The 18,831-nt window shown below is 36.1% G+C and carries 15 protein-coding genes and 1 pseudogene; 11 read left to right on the forward strand and 5 right to left on the reverse strand.

Features of this window, described 5'->3' with window-relative positions; all coding sequences use genetic code 11:
- Positions 1 to 19 precede the first annotated feature (19 nt).
- From AMET_RS25735 to AMET_RS09435, 3 genes are all read right to left on the reverse strand, one after another.
- On the reverse strand, positions 20 to 253 hold the full coding sequence (locus AMET_RS25735) for a hypothetical protein (RefSeq protein WP_157047221.1): 234 nt from the start codon (positions 251 to 253) through the stop codon (positions 20 to 22).
- Between the two features lie 393 nt (positions 254 to 646).
- Positions 647 to 1,417 (reverse strand): alpha/beta fold hydrolase, encoded by a 771-nt coding sequence (locus AMET_RS09430; RefSeq protein WP_012063105.1) that lies wholly within the window; start codon positions 1,415 to 1,417, stop codon positions 647 to 649.
- Positions 1,418 to 1,430: 13 nt separating this feature from the next.
- Positions 1,431 to 2,165 carry a TetR/AcrR family transcriptional regulator gene (locus AMET_RS09435; RefSeq protein ID WP_083760939.1) on the reverse strand — a complete coding sequence of 245 codons (735 nt, stop codon included), beginning with the start codon at positions 2,163 to 2,165 and terminating at the stop codon, positions 1,431 to 1,433.
- 451 nt (positions 2,166 to 2,616) lie between these two features.
- Here AMET_RS09435 and AMET_RS09440 point away from each other — a divergent pair, with 451 nt between their 5' ends.
- Positions 2,617 to 3,696, forward strand: coding sequence for a TolB-like translocation protein (locus AMET_RS09440; RefSeq protein ID WP_012063107.1), 1,080 nt, complete (start codon positions 2,617 to 2,619; stop codon positions 3,694 to 3,696).
- Between the two features lie 213 nt (positions 3,697 to 3,909).
- On the opposite strand, the pseudogene AMET_RS09445 reads toward AMET_RS09440, so the two are convergent.
- Positions 3,910 to 5,269, reverse strand: a pseudogene (locus tag AMET_RS09445) (transposase); the annotation flags it as partial.
- Positions 5,270 to 5,440: 171 nt separating this feature from the next.
- Between AMET_RS09445 and AMET_RS09450 the strand changes: the two are divergent.
- The 10 genes from AMET_RS09450 to AMET_RS09495 all read left to right on the forward strand — a co-directional run bounded on the left by AMET_RS09450 (position 5,441) and on the right by AMET_RS09495 (position 17,238).
- Complete coding sequence (locus tag AMET_RS09450) at positions 5,441 to 6,238, forward strand: helix-turn-helix transcriptional regulator (protein WP_012063109.1); 798 nt, start codon at positions 5,441 to 5,443, stop codon at positions 6,236 to 6,238.
- Positions 6,239 to 6,352: 114 nt separating this feature from the next.
- Positions 6,353 to 7,240: a VOC family protein gene (locus tag AMET_RS09455; RefSeq protein ID WP_012063110.1), complete on the forward strand. Its 888-nt coding sequence runs from the start codon at positions 6,353 to 6,355 to the stop codon at positions 7,238 to 7,240.
- A gap of 264 nt (positions 7,241 to 7,504) precedes the next feature.
- Positions 7,505 to 8,098, forward strand: coding sequence for a TetR/AcrR family transcriptional regulator (locus AMET_RS09460; protein WP_012063111.1), 594 nt, complete (start codon positions 7,505 to 7,507; stop codon positions 8,096 to 8,098).
- A gap of 69 nt (positions 8,099 to 8,167) precedes the next feature.
- Entirely contained in the window at positions 8,168 to 10,774 is a 2,607-nt protein-coding gene (locus AMET_RS09465) for a PEP/pyruvate-binding domain-containing protein (RefSeq protein WP_012063112.1), read from the forward strand.
- Positions 10,775 to 11,018: 244 nt separating this feature from the next.
- Positions 11,019 to 11,693 (forward strand): response regulator transcription factor, encoded by a 675-nt coding sequence (locus AMET_RS09470; RefSeq protein ID WP_012063113.1) that lies wholly within the window; start codon positions 11,019 to 11,021, stop codon positions 11,691 to 11,693.
- A complete protein-coding gene (locus AMET_RS09475) occupies positions 11,690 to 13,426 on the forward strand; it encodes a sensor histidine kinase (RefSeq protein WP_012063114.1) in 1,737 nt (578 codons plus the stop codon). The genes AMET_RS09470 and AMET_RS09475 overlap by 4 nt, the downstream gene beginning before the upstream one ends.
- Positions 13,427 to 13,526: 100 nt before the next feature.
- Positions 13,527 to 14,201, forward strand: a complete 675-nt coding sequence (locus tag AMET_RS09480) for a response regulator transcription factor (RefSeq protein ID WP_012063115.1) — start codon at positions 13,527 to 13,529, stop codon at positions 14,199 to 14,201.
- Positions 14,198 to 15,247: a HAMP domain-containing sensor histidine kinase gene (locus tag AMET_RS09485; protein WP_012063116.1), complete on the forward strand. Its 1,050-nt coding sequence runs from the start codon at positions 14,198 to 14,200 to the stop codon at positions 15,245 to 15,247. Before AMET_RS09480 ends, AMET_RS09485 begins: the two co-directional genes overlap by 4 nt.
- 327 nt (positions 15,248 to 15,574) lie before the next feature.
- Complete coding sequence (locus AMET_RS09490) at positions 15,575 to 16,522, forward strand: ABC transporter ATP-binding protein (RefSeq protein ID WP_012063117.1); 948 nt, start codon at positions 15,575 to 15,577, stop codon at positions 16,520 to 16,522.
- Complete coding sequence (locus AMET_RS09495; protein WP_012063118.1) at positions 16,522 to 17,238, forward strand: ABC transporter permease; 717 nt, start codon at positions 16,522 to 16,524, stop codon at positions 17,236 to 17,238. The genes AMET_RS09490 and AMET_RS09495 overlap by 1 nt, the downstream gene beginning before the upstream one ends.
- Before the next feature lie 741 nt (positions 17,239 to 17,979).
- Here the strand turns inward: AMET_RS09495 and AMET_RS24280 are convergent.
- Positions 17,980 to 18,744 carry a helix-turn-helix domain-containing protein gene (locus AMET_RS24280; RefSeq protein ID WP_011971519.1) on the reverse strand — a complete coding sequence of 255 codons (765 nt, stop codon included), beginning with the start codon at positions 18,742 to 18,744 and terminating at the stop codon, positions 17,980 to 17,982.
- Positions 18,745 to 18,831 lie beyond the last annotated feature (87 nt).

Genomic DNA, 18,831 nt, shown 5'->3' on the forward strand with positions numbered 1-18,831 from the left:
CCACTATTGGCAACTGGCATCATTCTAATTTATTCAAAATAGATGCAATTAATTCAACTCTAGCCGGTGTCATAGGGACTGTTGAATTGAATATTTCAACTGAGTCTCTGACATCCAATAGTTTTTTGCGATAAGAGTTACAAACTTGAATGATTTGCTCCCTAGGACTAAGGGTACAGTCCCCATGATATATTTTCTGGCAAATTGAATCAGATATCTGTAGCGGAGCCCTGGCGGGATTTATATGATTCAATACGTTCAAGCCACATAGTTGTTTTTTCTTCCCTATTCATGAGAGACCTCCTTTTGAAGTATTATCTCATGATTTTAAGGCGATTAAAATGTGGGTTCTAATTGACGCGTACTCAGCAAATGTGAAAAGGCACAGCTGAAATTTGTGGAGGGTGACTCTAATTATACCCGCATGAAGAACATAATAGAAGCGATGTATATTTCAAAAACATTAATAACAGACGAAATTAGTAAATATGTTTAGATGCATGACTCATGTGGTGGATATATTTGCTTACTTAGCAAGGCAGATTTAAAAGAAGCTATAATTCTAATGATATATTGTGGCTAGAAGGGAAAATAAGACAACTTACCCCAGTGATATGTCGGTCGCTGGGGTGGGTTCATAGGGTTATTATAGTTTAATAAACTTTATGATCTCTTCATTCACGGCTCTTGGATTATCTAGGTTTGTGGAATGATGTGCATTTTTTATTGTTCTGAGAGTTGAATTTTCAATATGTTCATGCATGTAGGGTTGGTGTTTGTTTGTCATAGTATCATGATCACCAATTAGAAGTAAAGTAGGACAGTTTATTTTATGAAGATCATTTTTGCTTTCCATTCTAGTTACAGCATCCCAAATACGAACCCAGTTGTCTTTAGTAATCATTGAAAATGCATTCATTATATAGTCATAATTTTCAGGATTGAATTTTGAGAGCATCTTCGCTTGAAGCTTTCCACTGAGTTCCATAGAAAGCATATTACTACTGAATCGATTGATTGGAACAAATATTTTTTCATATAGGTTAAGGGTATTACTACATATGCTACCAATTAAAATAAGAGATTTAACACGTTGGGGATATTTGATAGCTGTTTGAAGAGAGATATGTCCTCCCATAGAAAGTCCGCATAGAATTGCTTGATTTAGCTTTAAATGGTCCATCAATGCAATAAGATCAGAACTGAAATCTTCAGAGTTAACTGGACCATCGGGTAAAGTGGAGTAACCATGTCCGCGAACATCCCAAGTAATAAGCATAAATTTATCTTTAAAAAATTCTACTTGTTTATTCCACTGCATGTGGTTCCAAGAAGCACCATGTGTAAAAATAATAGGGAAACCTTTACCTTTTACTTTGTAATATAATCTGGCTTTATTACTTATTAATTCTGACATGAAAAACCCTCCCTTATTTAATGGTTTTATTTAGAGCCTGGTCCGTGTAAAAATATAACAAATTTTTAAGTGATTTCAGTATGAAATTGTATAATGAATCTTCAATTTTGATACAAGTGTCAGTAACAAATGTGTTTCTGATGATATTTTCTAATATCTCCACTTTTTTGTTTATATTCAAGTCTTCAGCTATGTAATTGTCGTAAGTAAATATCCCAATTAAGAGCATATGTATAGTGTGTGTCTGCGTTTTAATAGATACATCCTCTTTAACTAAGTTGTATTGTCTATACATTTGCAAACTGTTTGTTAGACTTTTGAATTTCATTTCTTGAGATTGTGATGAATTTTTCTTATCTATGAAACGACCAAGTAATTTAGTATCCTTTGTAAATAATGCGACAATAAGTTCTCGATCGTAACAAATCCTATAAATTGTAGAGATGAATTTATCAAAATGAACTATACTTTTATCTTTTTGAACTTCCAGTAGCACTTGATATATGATTTCAGCAGAAATTTTGTGGAATAGTGCTTGAAACAGCTCATCCTTGCTTTTCCAATGCAAGTAGATTGTACCTTTACCTAATTTAGCAACAGATGCTATTTCATCAATAGTACTTTTTGAATAACCATATCTTAATAATATAGACTCTGATATTTCAAGAATATCAAGGGTTCTTTTTTGATACACATTCAATTCAAGTTGAGTAAAAGGATTCGTTATCAAAGAAACACCTACTTTCATATGACTGAAATTGTAATTAAGTCATTATATATTTTTATCGTGAACAAGTCAATGTGGTTTAGTAGATTATATAAATGAAGAATGATATCACAAAAAAGTACTTGTCGTTGTAGTATCTTGCAACACATTATCATAGTTTATACTCAATTATACGGAAGAACCTCTGCCACGTCGAAATATGCATGACTGGTTGTTGTTCTTCATGCTAGAGGTTGAGAGTGCTGCAAAGGAATTGATTAGTTATATAGGTGAGTTAATAAGTAAAAAGCAGGATGTTTAATATCAAAGGGTGAATGGTATGAATAGAAAAAAACAGAATACCGAAAGAAGAAGATGAAAACATGTTTAATTCCTATTGAGACAAGGACAACTCGAAAACAGCGTCAAGACTGCACAATGCACGGACAACGGAGAGAGTATTAAAAAACATGAAGAATTGGAGGAAATTTAGTTGAAAAAGATTAAAGTATTAAAAAGTATATTTCTTATTTTGCTACTTTTAACCCTTATTGCCTGTGGTGCACAAAGAGATGGCAATGAAGTGATTCAAGAACCTGTAGAAAATGAAAATGAGATAGAAAATACAGATAAAGACGACGAACCGCTTGTATCAGTGGAAAGAATTGAAAGCTATGAGAATATGGAGATTTCTGATTGGTTAGATGAGAATACTGTAATTGTTTCAAAAGAAAATGACTCGTTAGAAAAAATGAGATTAGAGGAACTTTCAGATTTATATCCCAGAAGTCTTTACTCATACAACATCAATACGAATGAATATAAGCTTGTAAAAGAACAAGAGAATATTTTCTTAGGTGGTGCAGTATTATCTGGAGACAATAAGCATCTGCTTTATTATGGTAATTCTTTAGGAGATCCTATTTATTATGTTATGAATCTGGATACTTTAGAAGCTTTTAATATTGCAGGAGCTTATAGCGCCAATTGGGCGGATAATGGTGTTGTTGTCGGAGGTAGTTACAGGGGAGGGGCTTATTCAGCAAGCACATCTGGGGAAATATCTCCATTAGGTGATTTTGAAAATGAATCGTTATTTATTGTGAGAAAAATAAATGATAGGGTTTATTATAATACAAACTCTGATACATCCTTAATGGTGTTGGATCTTATATCAAAACAGAGTAATAGTTTGAACATTGATAATGTTTATGATGTATTACCATCACCAGAAGGAGAACAACTACTTGTTCTACAAATTAAAGATTCTAGAAAAAACCTTATTCTTTGTGATAGTGATGGAGGAAATATTCAAATCCTCGCAGAAGGTGAAGAAATAGGAGGCGTTTCATGGTCTCTGGATCAGAGAATGATTGCTTACAGTATAAAGGATACACTTGGAGAGGGGATTTATGTTTATGATCTATTAGAAAATAAGGAGATTAAAATAGTGTCAGATGTAGAAAGCTCAATTATTCACTGGAGTCCTTCTGGAGAAAAATTGGTTTATTTGGAGTATAGTGAAGTTGATCATAAAAGTAGTGTTGTTTATATGAAATATGATATAGATTAAAGTGATAGACAAAGTAGTTCTCAATAGGTAATTGCGAAACTAAATTTGAAAAGTAGTTAGAAGGGCAGAAAATTGATTGCTGATTAAATTTTTTATAGAGACAAGGTGTACCGGTTAACTATGCAATAAGTGGTTTTAAACTTCTGATGTATTTGTGTTGATGTATTTTATCAGCAAGTATAACAGTAACGAGCTGGGTGATACCAGCAAGCAATAAATCAGCATGTAATGTTTTAGCATTCTGTGTTCTTCGATTAGCAATACAAAAGCTATCTTTAAAATGGTTAATGGTTTGTTCAACTACACCTCTATTTTTATAGGTTTCATCCCAATCATCTGTGCCCCGAATGGTACCAGGATAAGCACGTAAGTCTTTTTCAGGATACACATAAATCATTCGACCACAAGGTGATGAAGTACAGGGATTATCGCAGTTATGTCGACGTCGATACTTGCCGTCTCCACATTTAGTCCAAGACATTTTAGGACAGACAAACTTGAAAGTAGGAATACCACACCGAAGATGAGAAGTATTGCCTTCGGGCTTCATAGGTAGTTTAGGATCATGAGGACAACAGGGAATCCCATCTTCAGTAAGAGTGTATTCAGAGCTGCTAAGGGAAGACCTAGGATTTAGGGGGATATAAGCTTTATTGAACTTTAAATCCGAAAAAATTCCTTTGTAGATAGATATGGTATCAAAAGCAGCATCCCCGATGAAGGTATCTGGTTGAATGAGTGGATGTTTATTAAAAAAGTCAGATAACACTGGTAAAAGAGCTTTTGCATCACCAAGGGACTTATCTTCATCAGGAGAGTTAGATTTTTTGTCAACAACAATGTCAGGATGAGCATTCATAAAATCTTGATCGTAAAAAGTAATATCACGCACAATACCAAGACCATTGGTGAGCATCCCAAATTTATAGACATAACAAAAATGACCATTGATGTAAAGCTGCTTAATTTCTGGATTAGCCGCTGCATGAGAAGGCATGGAACCATAGGCTGCTTTATACGGATCATAGGAATCATCAAGGTTATGAGCCTTTTTAAAAGCTTTAAGTTGTTTAATAATTTTATTAGCGTATTTAGGATTGTTTTCAGTAACAAAAGCTTCAATGCCAGAAGTATCAAAGATAGTCATAGAAGCCTTATGAGGATCAATAGCCTGGCAAACAGGTTCAGTGACATCCACAAGATGCTCAAAGAATGACTGTAAGTCTGGCAAAAAATCTTGTTTGAACCTAGTAAATCTAGAAGCATCAGGTACATTGGTGAAACCACAAAAATCTCTAAGTTCCTTAGAAAACTGAAGAAAAGTCAGCAACAATGTATCGTTTGGAATGGAGAAAATCCGCTGCAGAAGCAAAGCCCAAACCATTGATGTAAGATGATGTTTTCTAGGTCTGCCAGTAGATGCATAGTAATTACGATGAAAAGAAAGAGGTATTATCTCATTAAGATTAAGGTTTTCTTTTAAAAGAGAAAGAAAGTGATGTTTATCATTTTCAAAATAATTGGCACAATCGGAATGAATTTCAGCCAAAGAAAGCTGTTTATGTGGTAAAATAGCCATATATAACTCCTTTCAGGTTGGGTGAATTTGTTTCTGTCAATTCAATTTTACCACAATCTGGTGAGGAGTTATATTTTTTTATGCTTAAAAAAGTCCCGCAATAGTGCGGGTTGCGGCGTTTTGCAAACGCCTAAGTAGTTCTCAAAAGAGAAAGGAGAATGCTACATGTATACTGAAAAAGTTCCTGAGGTTGAAGCATCTCTTCAATATATTCAGGATAATATTTTTGACTCCTTATCATTGGATGAGATTGCACATAAAGTGGGTTATAGTCCGTATCATTTTACACGTATTTTTAAGGCTCATATGGGTATACCACTTTTTTACTATATCTCTTCTCTCCGTTTGCAAAAAGCCAAGGACTTATTACTGCACACGGATTTGACCATCCGTGATATCGCATTAGAAGTGGGGCAACAAAGTCTTGGAACCTTTACCACACGTTTTACACAGAAAGTGGGCGTATCACCTGCTGTTTTTCGACGAACGGCTACTGATGCAGGAAAAGCACTTCAAACCCTTAAACTCCTTGACGACAGACACTTAGATAACACATCTTCTGGTGGACAGTGTAGCATTTTCGGAAACATTGAAACTGAGATTCCTTATCAAGGAGTCGTGCTGATTGGACTCTTTCCCAAACCAATTCCCGAAGGAGTCCCCCTGTACGGCACATTGGTTTCTCTACCTAGTGGGTTTTGTCTATCGGGGGTAAGACCAGGTACCTATTATCTTATGGCTACCTCCGTTTCTTGGGAAATGCAGGCAGAGAGCATATTACTTACCCAAAAGACCTTACGAACTCGATTCCATAAGCCACTTATGATTAGCCCTGGTACAGTTATTCCACACCTGAATGTCAAACTCCATCAGCCACAATTGGACGACCCTCCAATTCTAGTTTCCCTACCCCTATTAATGAAAAGATTTCTTGGTCAGATCCATCAAAAGAGCAATCCATGAGAAATCTAGAGTGGACATCTTTGATATAATTAAATTACCAATATATAATACTTCACTAGATGTTAAATTATGAAACAATCAAACGCTAGCAGAAGATACGAAGGAGGGTTTTATATGTCAAAAATTATTCCACACTTATGGTTTGATAAGGAAGCTGATGAAGCATCGAGATTTTATCTGTCTGTATTTAAAGATTCTAAACTAAAGTACAAAACCACTCTAAATGATACACCATCGGGAGCAGTGGATATGCTTACAATTGAGCTGGAAGGGCAAGAATTTATGTTGCTGTCAGCAGGTCCCTTATTTAAGCTTACACCGGCAGTATCATTTCTAATTGCTTGTAACTCCAAGGAAGAAGTTGACATGCTATGGGAGAAGCTGATTGAAAACGGTGAAACACTCATGCCTTTAGATGCCTATCCATTTAGTGAAAAATATGGTTGGCTAATTGATCAATACGGTCTTTCTTGGCAGGTGATGTACATGGAAGATTACGAGATCAAGCAAAAAATTACACCAACATTGATGTTTGTTGGAGATCAGTGTGGAAATACTGAAGAAGCCATCAATTTCTATACTGATGTATTTAATGATTCGAAAATTGACGATATTTCAAGATATGGCGAAGATAGTGCGCCTGACAAACCTGGAACCATCCTGCACGCTCAATTTACCCTTGAAAACCAAGATTTTGCAGCAATGGATAGTGCCCGCCAACATGATTTTACCTTTAATGAGGCGATATCATTTGTTGTGAATTGCGAAACCCAAGAAGAAATAGACTATTATTGGGACAGGCTTTCTGCAGTTCCAGAAGCAGAGGCATGTGGCTGGCTAAAGGATAAATTTGGATTTTCATGGCAAATACTACCTTCCATTATGGATGACATGATGCAAACAAAGGATCCTAAAAAACTGCAACAAGTGACAGAAGCCTTTCTCAAGATGAAAAAATTTGATGTTGCTGAATTGATAAAGGTGTATAATCATACCGACTAGCAGAATTATAGGTGGTATAAATATTCATAATGCTCAACCTGAGTCTTGTATTGAAAAGGCTCAGGTTGTTTTATATTATGCGGTTAGTGTTAATTACTTAAATAATAGATTAAATTTGTTGACACTTAAATTATACGGTGTATAATAATATGCATAGTATAATAATATGTAAAATGCAAAACATACATCTGAAATTCCTAGTATTGCTAGGGACGCTAGTTCTCGTCTACCAATAGCGATAGATGGATAAGGAGGTTATATTCTATGAATAGAAGAGAGCGAAAAAAAGAAGAAACTAAGTCAAAGCTGATAAGAGAAGCGATGGATTTATTTAAAAAGAAAGATTTTAAAAACACAACTATGGAAGAAATAGCTGAAATAGCTGATGTTTCTAAGGGTACCCTCTATAATTATTTTCAGGATAAAGAAAGCATTCTAAGTGCTTATTTTCAATTGTTAATTCAAGAAAAACGGTTAGATATTATGGAAGCTTTAGAAGCCCAAAAAACAATAGAAGCAAAGCTCGATATCCTATTAGATATTAATATGAAAATGTTGGGGGATGACTTAGAATTATTGATAATCTATTTCAAACATAGGTTGCATACGTTTTTTGACAATAATCCTATGGATACTCCACAGCATAGTGTTAAGGAACAGTTACTACTAGGGATCATTAGCAAAGCACAAGAAAACAAAGAAATTAGAGATGACATACCTGCTTTTGTAATTGCTAAAACCTTTCAATTTTTGTCTTTAAACTACTTTATTACAAGTGTCTATGATCAGCATTCAGGTGACAATGAAATTTTAAAGAAGCACTTAATTGAGATGTTCTTGAAGGGCACCAAAGTATGATGGGTGATGGAGGATTATCTATAGAGTAGCCTTTGGAGGTTGCAACATAAAAGAAGAGAGGTGAAAAAAATGATTATTTTTTTCTCAGATAAGAAAAAAGTTAATCTTAAAGATGTAGGTGGTAAAGGCCTAAATCTTATTCATATGATCCAAGCAGGACTACCAGTTCCTAAGGGATTTGTTGTGACAACAGAAGCCTATACCACTTTTATCAAAGAGAATAATTTAGAAGAAAAAATACACACCCTTATTAAAGATTTATCAGCAGATGATATGATGGGCTTGGAAGATGCATTCCAAAAAATTGAAAATTTATTTCAAGAAGCAAAGATTCCCTCAAATATCCATGAGCATTTGAACAGTGCCTATGGGAGATTAGATTCCTTAGCAGTGGCTGTGCGTTCATCGGCTACAGCTGAAGATTTGCCAGAAATGTCATTTGCAGGACAACATGATACCTATTTGAATATTATTGGAGAAAAGGAAATACTAGAGAAAATAAAGAGTTGTTGGTTATCATTGTGGAACCCTAGAGCGATTTCCTATCGATTAAGACAGGGAGTACCCCAAGGAGATGATCAGTTGGGCATCGCTGTAGTTGTTCAAGAAATGGCTGTAAGTGAGAAAGCAGGGGTGATGTTTGGGGCAAACCCCCTCAACAATCGCAGAGATCAGATTTTGATTAACGCTTCTTGGGGGCTGGGGGAATCTGTCGTATCTGGGATCGTAACACCTGATCAATTTGTCATTGATAAAAGTAGCAAAGATGTTATAGAGAGTAAAATCGGAAGTAAAGAAGTACAAATTATTCAGCAAAAACAAGGCATAAAAAAAGAAAAAGTTCCACAGGAACGACAAAAGATATCAAGCTTAAATGAAATTGAAATTGAGAAACTATACAATATGTCGGAAACTGTTGAAAATTACTATGGTGAACCTATGGATATTGAGTGGGTTATTGGGAATGAGGAGGCATATTTAGTGCAAGCTCGACCAATCACAGGCCTATTTCCATTGGCAGAATCCTATGAATCTCCTAATGAAAAAGGGCTACAGCTCTACCTCTCCTTTAATAGAATTGCACAGCAAGTTAGTGAGCCATTTACAGCCATGGGACTAGAGATCATGCGATTAGAGATGTGGGGAGTTCTTGCTATGATGGGAATTAATTTGGGCAAATATCCCAGGGCTTTTAAAGTAGCTGCTGGGAGGGTTCATTTTGACTTAACTCCACTACTGCGAAACCCAAAGGTTTGGCCTAAGATAAGTGGGAATTTAGCAAAAAAAGACCCCATAGCTGGCAAAGTGCTTATGGAGTTCCTAGAAAAAAACAAAGAAGAAATCACCTCTGTAAAATCTAAGATTAAACTCCCTCCGAAATTTTTCTATTTTGTATTTAAATTTGCTAAAAAAGCTATTGGAGCCATGCTACAACCAGATCAAGCAGAGAAAAGATCAGTTGATTTAGCAAAAAAACATATACATGAAATTGAAAAAGCAAGGGAAAAGGCTCATTCTAACCAAGAAAAAATTCGATTAATAGAAGATAAGATGAAATCTGCTATGGAAGTTATTGTACTGCAGTGTGCATACTTTACACCTGGCACACAGGCGGAAGAAAGGGTATCTAATAAACTGGAAAAATGGTTTGGTAGCAATGAAATGTTAGCGCCTGTCATCAGAGCTCTTCCCAACAACCCTACTACACGTATGGGATTACAACTTGTGAAAATGGCATACGATTTAAAAAGCAAAAAACAAACACCAGATCCAAAGGACCCAATGTTTCAGAAATTTTTAGAGGAGTTTGGTCATCGTTCTAATATGGAGCTTGATGTGGGAATCCCTAGATGGAAGGAAGAACCTGACTATATCATTAATATATTGAAAAATTATATAGAACAAGATCCTGAGGGTCTTCAAATGAGATTATTAGAACACAAGGAAGAAGCTGAAAAAGCTACCTTAGCAATTGTTGAGAAGGTAAAGGATGAAAAAGGAAAGTTTAGGGCATGGAAGATAAAAAAGGATCTGCAATATATGCGAAAATTACTTGGCTTACGAGAGCAGCCTAAATTTGACCTAATTAAGTCCTTTGCTTTATTTAGAGAGATCCTTCTGGAAATTGGGGAGGATTTGGTTACTAAGGGACGTATAGAAAAAGCTAGTGATGTATTTTTTATAAAGTTTTCAGATATCCTTAAAGAAAAAGGCTCTTTAGTAGAAACGGTAAATCGTTATAAAGCTGAGTGTGAAAAGCAGAAACAAATTAAAACAATTCCTCGATTTATTATAAATACAGGAGAGTGCCTATATGGAAGCACTGAAGCAAGTGATGGTGATGGATTACAAGGAGTTCCCATATCTTCAGGAGAGTATACAGGAATTGTAAGGGTAGTACATGACCCTAGAAATGCAGTTCTTAAAAAAGGTGAAATCCTAGTAACACATAGTACTGATCCTACATGGACGCCACTATTTATCAGTGCTGGTGCCCTCGTTATGGAGACAGGAGGACCAATATCCCACGGAGGCATTGTGGCTAGGGAGTATGGTATTCCAGCAGTGTCGGGAATTGAAGAACTAAATAAAAAGTTAAGTACTGGTGATGAAGTCACAGTTAATGGTAATTCAGGTGAGGTCATCCTTAAGAAGAACATAAAAGACGACAAGTAACAGTAACCTTTTGTCTATTAAGTGACGCAATAATGTTTAGTTCCGTTACAAGCCTATATCTAAAGGGAAACACTAAATGAGTATATGTCTAAAGTGTTTTCATTAGTAGCTATGATTTCGAGAGATGCATGCATGTAAGTTACTTCTATGATGAAGAGATACAGCAGAGAGATTAAATGTAATTGGTTGATGATCACATATCAAATTTGGATAGAGTAAAAAAGATCACAGTTGGAGGTATGGGATGAATAAAATATTGGTTGTTGAAGATGAAGATATTTTACGTGAAGTGATAATGGACTATCTAATCGAGGAAGGATATCAAGTATTGGAGGCCGCAGATGGAGAACAAGCTTTAGAACTGTTTCAATCACATTCTGTTGATTTAGTTATATTGGATATTGTTCTACCAAAGATTGACGGCTGGTCAGTATGCCGTAGGATACGGAAAAATTCCAATATCCCTATAATCATGTTGACCGCCCGTTCAGATGAGGATGACTCTCTTCTTGGATATGAACTTGGAGCCGATGATTATCTGATCAAACCATATAGTCCCCGGGTTTTAATGGTGAAAGTGAAACGATTTCTTGAAAAATACTCAGGTAATATGGATGAAATGCTGACATCAGCCAGCGGTATTGTTATCAATATGGGGGCAAGACTTGTTTCTGTAGATGGCAATACAATTAGTTTGACTCATACAGAATTTGAAATGCTCGCTTACTTAATGCAGAATAGAGGGATTGTAATTAACAGAGAACAATTAATTGCTAAAATATGGGGTTATGATTTTTATGGTGATGAAAAGACAGTGAATAGTCATATCAGAAACTTACGTGCTAAGCTAGGTAGTAAAGGCAGCTGCATTGTTACGGTTATCCGTTCGGGATATAAATTTGAAGAGGAACAGCTATGAGAAAAAGTATCGTTTTTAAATGGTTTGCGCTGACCGCTTTATTGTTCTCTACTATGTTTTTATTCATTGGAATCACGCAAAATTTCTTTTTCGAGAGATATTATATTAATGAGAAATCGGATAATCTCAAAATGCATATGGATGATTACGTAAGCTTAGCAGATAAAAAAGGAGCAGAAACAGCATCGGTCGAACTATATAGGAATAACCATATTTGGATTACAAAATTGGATGAATATGGACGTATTTCCGATGTAGAAAATTACTATATCGAAGTAAAATTCAAGAATGAATCCCGGGGTAATTTGCGAATACCAATGTATTCCTTTGAAGGACAATTTTCTTCTGATGTACTTTCTATATTAGATGTGGGTGATGAAGTAATTATTGATACAGTAGATACTATAGATGAAAGTATACCTTATAACATACAGACTGACTCAAGAGGAGTCATAGATTTAAACATTGCAAATAAGCTACATGGTCCTAATGCTGATAAGGCTTACAGTCATCTTAATACTGGTCTATACAGGGGAACTATAACGAAAACTGTATTTCCAGAGCAAAGAGAGCATATTGCATTTCCCTATCAGGAACGCTATTTTTTAGAACAGATAAAAGAATTTCAAGTCAATCTGCTAGCTGATGGTGGGAACCCCGTTCAGCATATAGAAGAACTTAGTGTAATAGAAAATTTTACAGAATATCGAGTGATTATTAAACCGATTATTGAAAATGGTGTAACGAGATATATTTTTGCTATGACCTCCCTTCAGCCGGTAGATGAAGCAATATCAGTCATACGGCAATTCTATCCCTATTTTTTGGGATTTACCTTTCTGTGTATTATGTTTTTGGCATTTGTTTTTTCTAAGTGGTTGGCGAAACCGCTGATATCCATCAACAGGATCACAGGGAAAATAGCAAACATGGATTTTACGGAAAAGCTACCGGCGGGCTCCGACGATGAAATTGGTCAGATATCCCAAAATATCAATTACCTGTCGAATCAGATGGAAGCATATATTGATCAACTTAAACAGGATCTAGATAAAGAGAGAAAGTTGGAAAGGATACGGAAGGACTTTATTGCAGGGGTATCTCATGAACTGAAAACGCCTCTTGCTGTTATGAAAAGTTGTCTATCTATTTTAAAAGATGGAATTGCAGCTGAAAAAAGGGACCATTATTTTCAGGCCATGGAAGAGGAAATACAGCGTACTGACTTGTTGGTTGTAAATATGCTGGATCTAGCTAAGTTTGAATCTGGTACATATAAGCCTGAAATGGCTCATTTTGAAATAGATAAGGTGATTACGGAAGTATGTAGATCTCTGACTGAGCAAATACAGGAGAAGAATCTTTTTCTCACATTAAAACTTTCTCCTCAAATGGTGGTAGGACATAAAGGGCTAATCAGTCGAGTGATCACTAATGTTGTCAGTAATGCAATCCGGCATACGGAAAAGGGATATGAAATCATGATTGCTGTAAAATCCAATGGAGAGACAGCAGAAATCAGCATAGAAAATCAGGGGAAGCCGATATCAGAGGAAGACAGGAAGAAGATATGGGACCAATTCTACCGTGTGGAGGCACGGACATCCAAAGCAGGTACGGGTCTGGGACTTTCCATATCCAAGGAAATACTAGAGCTTCATCATGCAATTTATGGTGTGGAAAATACGAAAGATGGCGTTCGCTTTTTCTTTTCACTACCGATACAGCCATAACGACTGGTTATATTTTCAGGGTTATGAAGGATTTTATCGTTCAAGCGGCATGTAGGTCGAGCAAATGCTATTCTAAAGAGCCTAACTAGGAGATGAATTTATGTTTAATATTTTGATAGTCGAAGATGACGCTAACACAACAAAATTGATCTGCGCTGTTCTCAAGCGGGGCAATTACAACTGTTTTACGGCAAGAGATGGTCTTGACGCTTTAAGTATGATGGAAAGGCAATACTTTGATTTAATTATCTTAGATTTAATGATGCCGAGGATGGACGGTTACCAGCTTTGTAAAGAATTACGCGATGTAGGAGAAAATACTCCTATATTGATGATTACGGCGCAACAAGAAATTAAGGATAAACATAGAGGCTTTCTTGTAGGTACAGACGATTACATGACAAAGCCATTTGACGAGCAGGAAATGCTATTTCGAATAAAGGCACTACTACGTCGGGCACAAATTGTAAATGAACACAAATTAACAATCGGCGACACCACTTTGGATTATAACACGCTTACCGTTACTCATGGTGAAGATACAATTACGCTTCCTCAAAAAGAATTTTATGTACTCTTTAAATTAATGAGTTATCCAGATAAGATTTTTACACGTATGCAATTGATGGATGAAATATGGGGCCCAGATACAGAAACGGATGGGCATACCCTGAACGTTCATATGGGCAGGCTGCGGGAAAAATTAAAAAATAACCCTGATTTTGAGATCGTTACTGTGCGTGGACTCGGATATAAGGCGGTGAAGCATACATGAAAAAAAGAATGAGTCTCGCTGTTTCGCTGGTTGTATTTGTGTTTTTTGTTATGGTTTTGTCAGTTGTAATTGGTAGATTATGTACGTATTTACTGAGCTTTGTTTTTGATGGTAGAATTTTGGAAAATGGCCTTTTAGGATTTTTTGCTTTGCTATTAACGAGCACATTTATTGGAACTTCTATCACTGCTCTCCTTAGCAGGTGGATGGTGAAGCCTGTCCGTAATCTGATTGAAGCCATTGAGGATGTAGCTAAAGGTGATTTTGGAGTTTCTGTTAAAGGCAGCAACATTCCAGAGCTTGAGAGCCTTGCTGCAAGTTTTAATAAAATGGCGCGGGAGCTTGCAGGCATTGAAATGTTACGTACTGATTTTATCAATAATTTTTCACATGAATTTAAAACGCCTATTGTTTCTATTAAGGGCTTTGCAAAACTTTTGAAAGAAGATGGTTTAACCAGTGAAGAAGCGCAGGAATATTTAGATATAATCATTCAGGAATCTCAAAGATTGGCTGACCTTTCCACAAATGTACTGAATTTATCAAAGGTTCAAAGCACAGAGGTCATTAGGGAGAAAGAGATTTATGCCTTGGATGAGCAAATTCGCCAGGCTATTCTTATATTGGAACCCAAATGGAGCACTAAAAATCTTTCAGTAGATGTGGATTTGGAGAGTATTAATATTAATAATAATGCACCCCTGCTCCAACAAATATGGGTAAATCTACTGGATAACGCTATCAAATTCACAGATAACGGTGGGAAATTGCAAGTAAGTTTAAGACGTATCAATTCATCGATACGGTTTTGCTTGAGGGATAATGGACATGGTATGGACGAGGAAACAAAACAACACATCTTTGATAAGTTTTATCAAGGCGATACATCACACGCAATTATTGGAAATGGCCTTGGACTGACGTTGGTTAAAAAAATTGTCATCCTCTGCAACGGTCATATAGAAGTCGAAAGCAGTCTAGGAAAAGGCAGCGCCTTTATTGTTTTTTTACCTTCGGGGATGTCGATGGATAATATGCGCAGCTAAAATCTATTTTATCATATTTTTTGGAGTATAAAAGTGTCTGCAAATGGGTAAATCATGCCTTTGCAGGCACTTTTATATTTTACTTGCCGCATACATGGGAACTTTCAAAAATAGTGTAATCATGTGGCTTTTAGACGTTCTGAAATCAATGAACCATATTTTGAAAATAGGAAATATCTATAACCGGCATAGTCATGCACTACGTTGGACTTTAGGCTCCGGAAAATGTGTTAAAAAAATTTTATTTACCGGGGCTAAAAGTTGAGGTTGAGTTGATATTGGCTTGTTAGAATAAAGAAGGATAAAAATAAAAAGGAGTTGCAGATTATGAGTATATTATCAAAAAAAAACAGTGGTACAAAAACAATTCAAATTGAGGGAGTGCACAAAAGTTTTGGCGAATATAAGGTCTTGAACAATTTGTCTTTGGAGGTGAACCGAGGAGAGATTTTTGGATTTCTAGGGCTGAATGGCGCCGGAAAGACAACGACCATCAAGATGCTCTTAGGGATGCTCAAGCCAACTTCAGGCAAACTCTATATGTTGGGAGAAAAGGTTGATGCCGGAAATTACAAGTTATGGGATAAGGTTGGGTATTTAGAAGAAGCTACTTTTTATCCTGATTTAACCGTAATCGAAAATCTCGACATAGCACGCCGTATGCAAGGGGTATCTGACAAAGAATCCGTAAATCGGGTTATCTCTAAGTTGGGGCTTGAGCCGCACAAAACGAAAAAGGCGAAAAATCTTTCTTTAGGAAACAAACAGCGCTTGGGAATTGCGAAAGCTATGATACACAATCCGGAAATAATGATACTAGATGAACCGATAAACGGTCTTGATCCGGCAGGAGTTGCTGAGATACGAAATATGTTATATGATTTAGCGAATAATTTCGGCGTAACTGTTTTTATATCCAGCCATCTGCTAGAAGAACTCTCTAAAGTTGCCACACGCATTGGGATTATTCACAACGGCCACCTAATTCAAGAAATCGAAATGGGTAAGCTGGAACAATCGTTGCAGAAAAACTTAGTGTTGGATGGACGTGACAAAAGTGCTATGAAGCGTGTACTTAAAGAGCATGGATATGAATTTGAGGAAACAATGGATGATTATATCAAATTAACCGATGGGCACGCAGTTGAGTGTCCTGAACGGTTAGCTGAACTTCTCGTTAAATCTAATCAGCCACCAACGCTGCTTCGAGTAATTTCGGAAGATCTGGAAGGCTACTTTCTTCGTAAAATTGGTATTGGAAGGGGAAATATCTAATGAATATTATTTCTATGCTACATTGTGAAATTCGTAAGATTATCCGCTCTAATGTGTTTTGGCTGGTGTTTCTTGTTTTTGCATTTGGGCCAATCATGATGGGAGTTGGAATTATTTTATCCAGTAACACCGGGGGTATCAATTGGCAAATGTATTTAACAGAATTGCATAATAATCTTGCTGCACTGGGGGTTATAGGATATACGTTTATTGCTGCATGGGTATTTGGTCGAGAGTTTACAGATAAAACGATAAAAGATTTGCTTGCAAAGCCCATACCCAGATCACAAATTGTAATGTCCAAATTGTTAGTAATTTTAGCATGGAACGTATTACTTTCCGTCTATATGTTTGCCATCGGCCTCGCTGTAGGTGGTGTTTTCGGGCTTACGGGCTGGTCAACCTACCTTATTTGGAATAGTTTCTTTAGATTTACTATAACATCGCTATTATTTATTGTTGCTACTACACCAGGCGCCCTTCTAGCAAATGTTAGTAAAGGATACTTAGCGCCATTAGGGCTCATCTTAGTAATCGTTATTTTCTCAAGTGTAATGGCCACTTTGGGATTTGCCCCCTATTTTCCATGGACAATCCCTTCGGTTTATCTAAGCACCGGGTCCCTTAATCTAAGTAGCATAATTATTCTTGCTTCTACGGGAATAGCCGGAATAGTTGGAACGTTTGTTTGGTGGAGATTTGCTGAGCAGCAATAAACGTAGCCAAACAATTTAATATTTTGCCGCGAAACAGCTATGAAGGATTCTTCATAGCTGTTATTTTATGAAAAATTAGAACAAAAATATTATCCCAACTTTATCTCATCTGCACCTGTTCTGCATTTTGTGTAGATTTGTAAGATAACCTGCATAAGACACAGGGTAAAATTAGAACCGGGATAGGTCGAGTTAAGTCACGACAAACCCAGTTATCATGGGAAGCCTAGGGGGAAGTCGGTGTGGAGTGGGATAGGCCTGCGGGATAATTGCAAATTAAAATGCAAATTAAATTTAAAATCAAACGTAAAAGCACTTAAACCTTTGTAATATAAGGGTTTAAGTGCTTTTTTACGTTTTTTGAATTTTAATAAGCAATGGGACATTTTTGAAAAACTCAAAAACCGTTAGTCGAAACGTTAGTGAACGTTACAATTAACAAAATAAAATTCAAGAATTGAGTAAAATCAACCGTTACTAGAGTTTCATCATAAAAAAACAAAGTTGGTTTTTAACCATAATATGTAAAAAATACACTGCAAATTGCCAAAAAGCAATTGAACAAAATCGAGTCTTTTGATAAAACCTGTTCAATTGAAGTTTTTGCAATAGGTAGAAGGCTACAATACGATAAAAATAAGACAAAAAGCAATTGAACAAAAAAACAGTGTATTTTGTATGAAAACTCCAACAAATGGGACAAAAAATAACGTTAGAAAACTCTAACAAAAGACATAAAAATTAAGCCATCTTTTTTTCACTGGCTGCTGCTTGTTCATCGTTTCTGTTGTCTCCATTCGTGGATCTGGATGAGCGTCCCTTTTTGTTACCTTTTTCATGCTTGAATGTAATCATATGTGCAATTTCTTCCTGGTCACTCCTGGATAATTCCCTGAAAAAGTGAAGTGTATCTTGCTCAAATTGAGTCAAGGAATGCCCGAAGTCTGCGTTTTCGGATTTGTATTCCTTATCTATTACTTCTTCTGGATCGAGCAAGAAAAGTGGAAGCACCGAAAGTTCCTTGCATATCCGGTGGATCACATAGGAAGGGATAACCTTTTTTCCTGACTCATAATCCTTTAAAGCCTGTGGTTTAATATTTATAGCTGCTGCCAGCTGCTCAACATCCATCTTGGCATCTTCTCTAACGTGAGTAATATTTTTTCCTATTTCAATGTTATAACGAACGATGTCTTCCACTTGATGGAAGTAAGAAGCTTCTGACTCTGCTACTAGATCCTGTTCTATTACCGGTTCTTGAAAAATAAAATTAGCTGCTTTTTCAGGACCTTTGCCCTTGCCTGTTAGCAACCAATCAATTGAAACTTTGAGAACATCAGATAACTTAACGAGAATTTCGGCATTTGGCACTCTATTGCCATTTATGTAGTTACTCATAGCGTTTTTAGATATTCCAGATGATCTGCATACATCAACAGCTTTAATTCCAAGCACTTCAAGTGATTTTTCTATTCTTTTCCCTACTGTAGAAAAGTTCTCAATCATTACAAACTCCCCCTTAATGTTCTCCTTATTTGTATTAATGTGTTTCTATGTTGAAATAATGAGAATTAATTATTGACTTAGTTCTCA

Origin of the sequence: Alkaliphilus metalliredigens QYMF (genome assembly GCF_000016985.1) — a bacterium.
GTDB lineage: Bacteria > Bacillota > Clostridia > Peptostreptococcales > Natronincolaceae > Alkaliphilus_A > Alkaliphilus_A metalliredigens.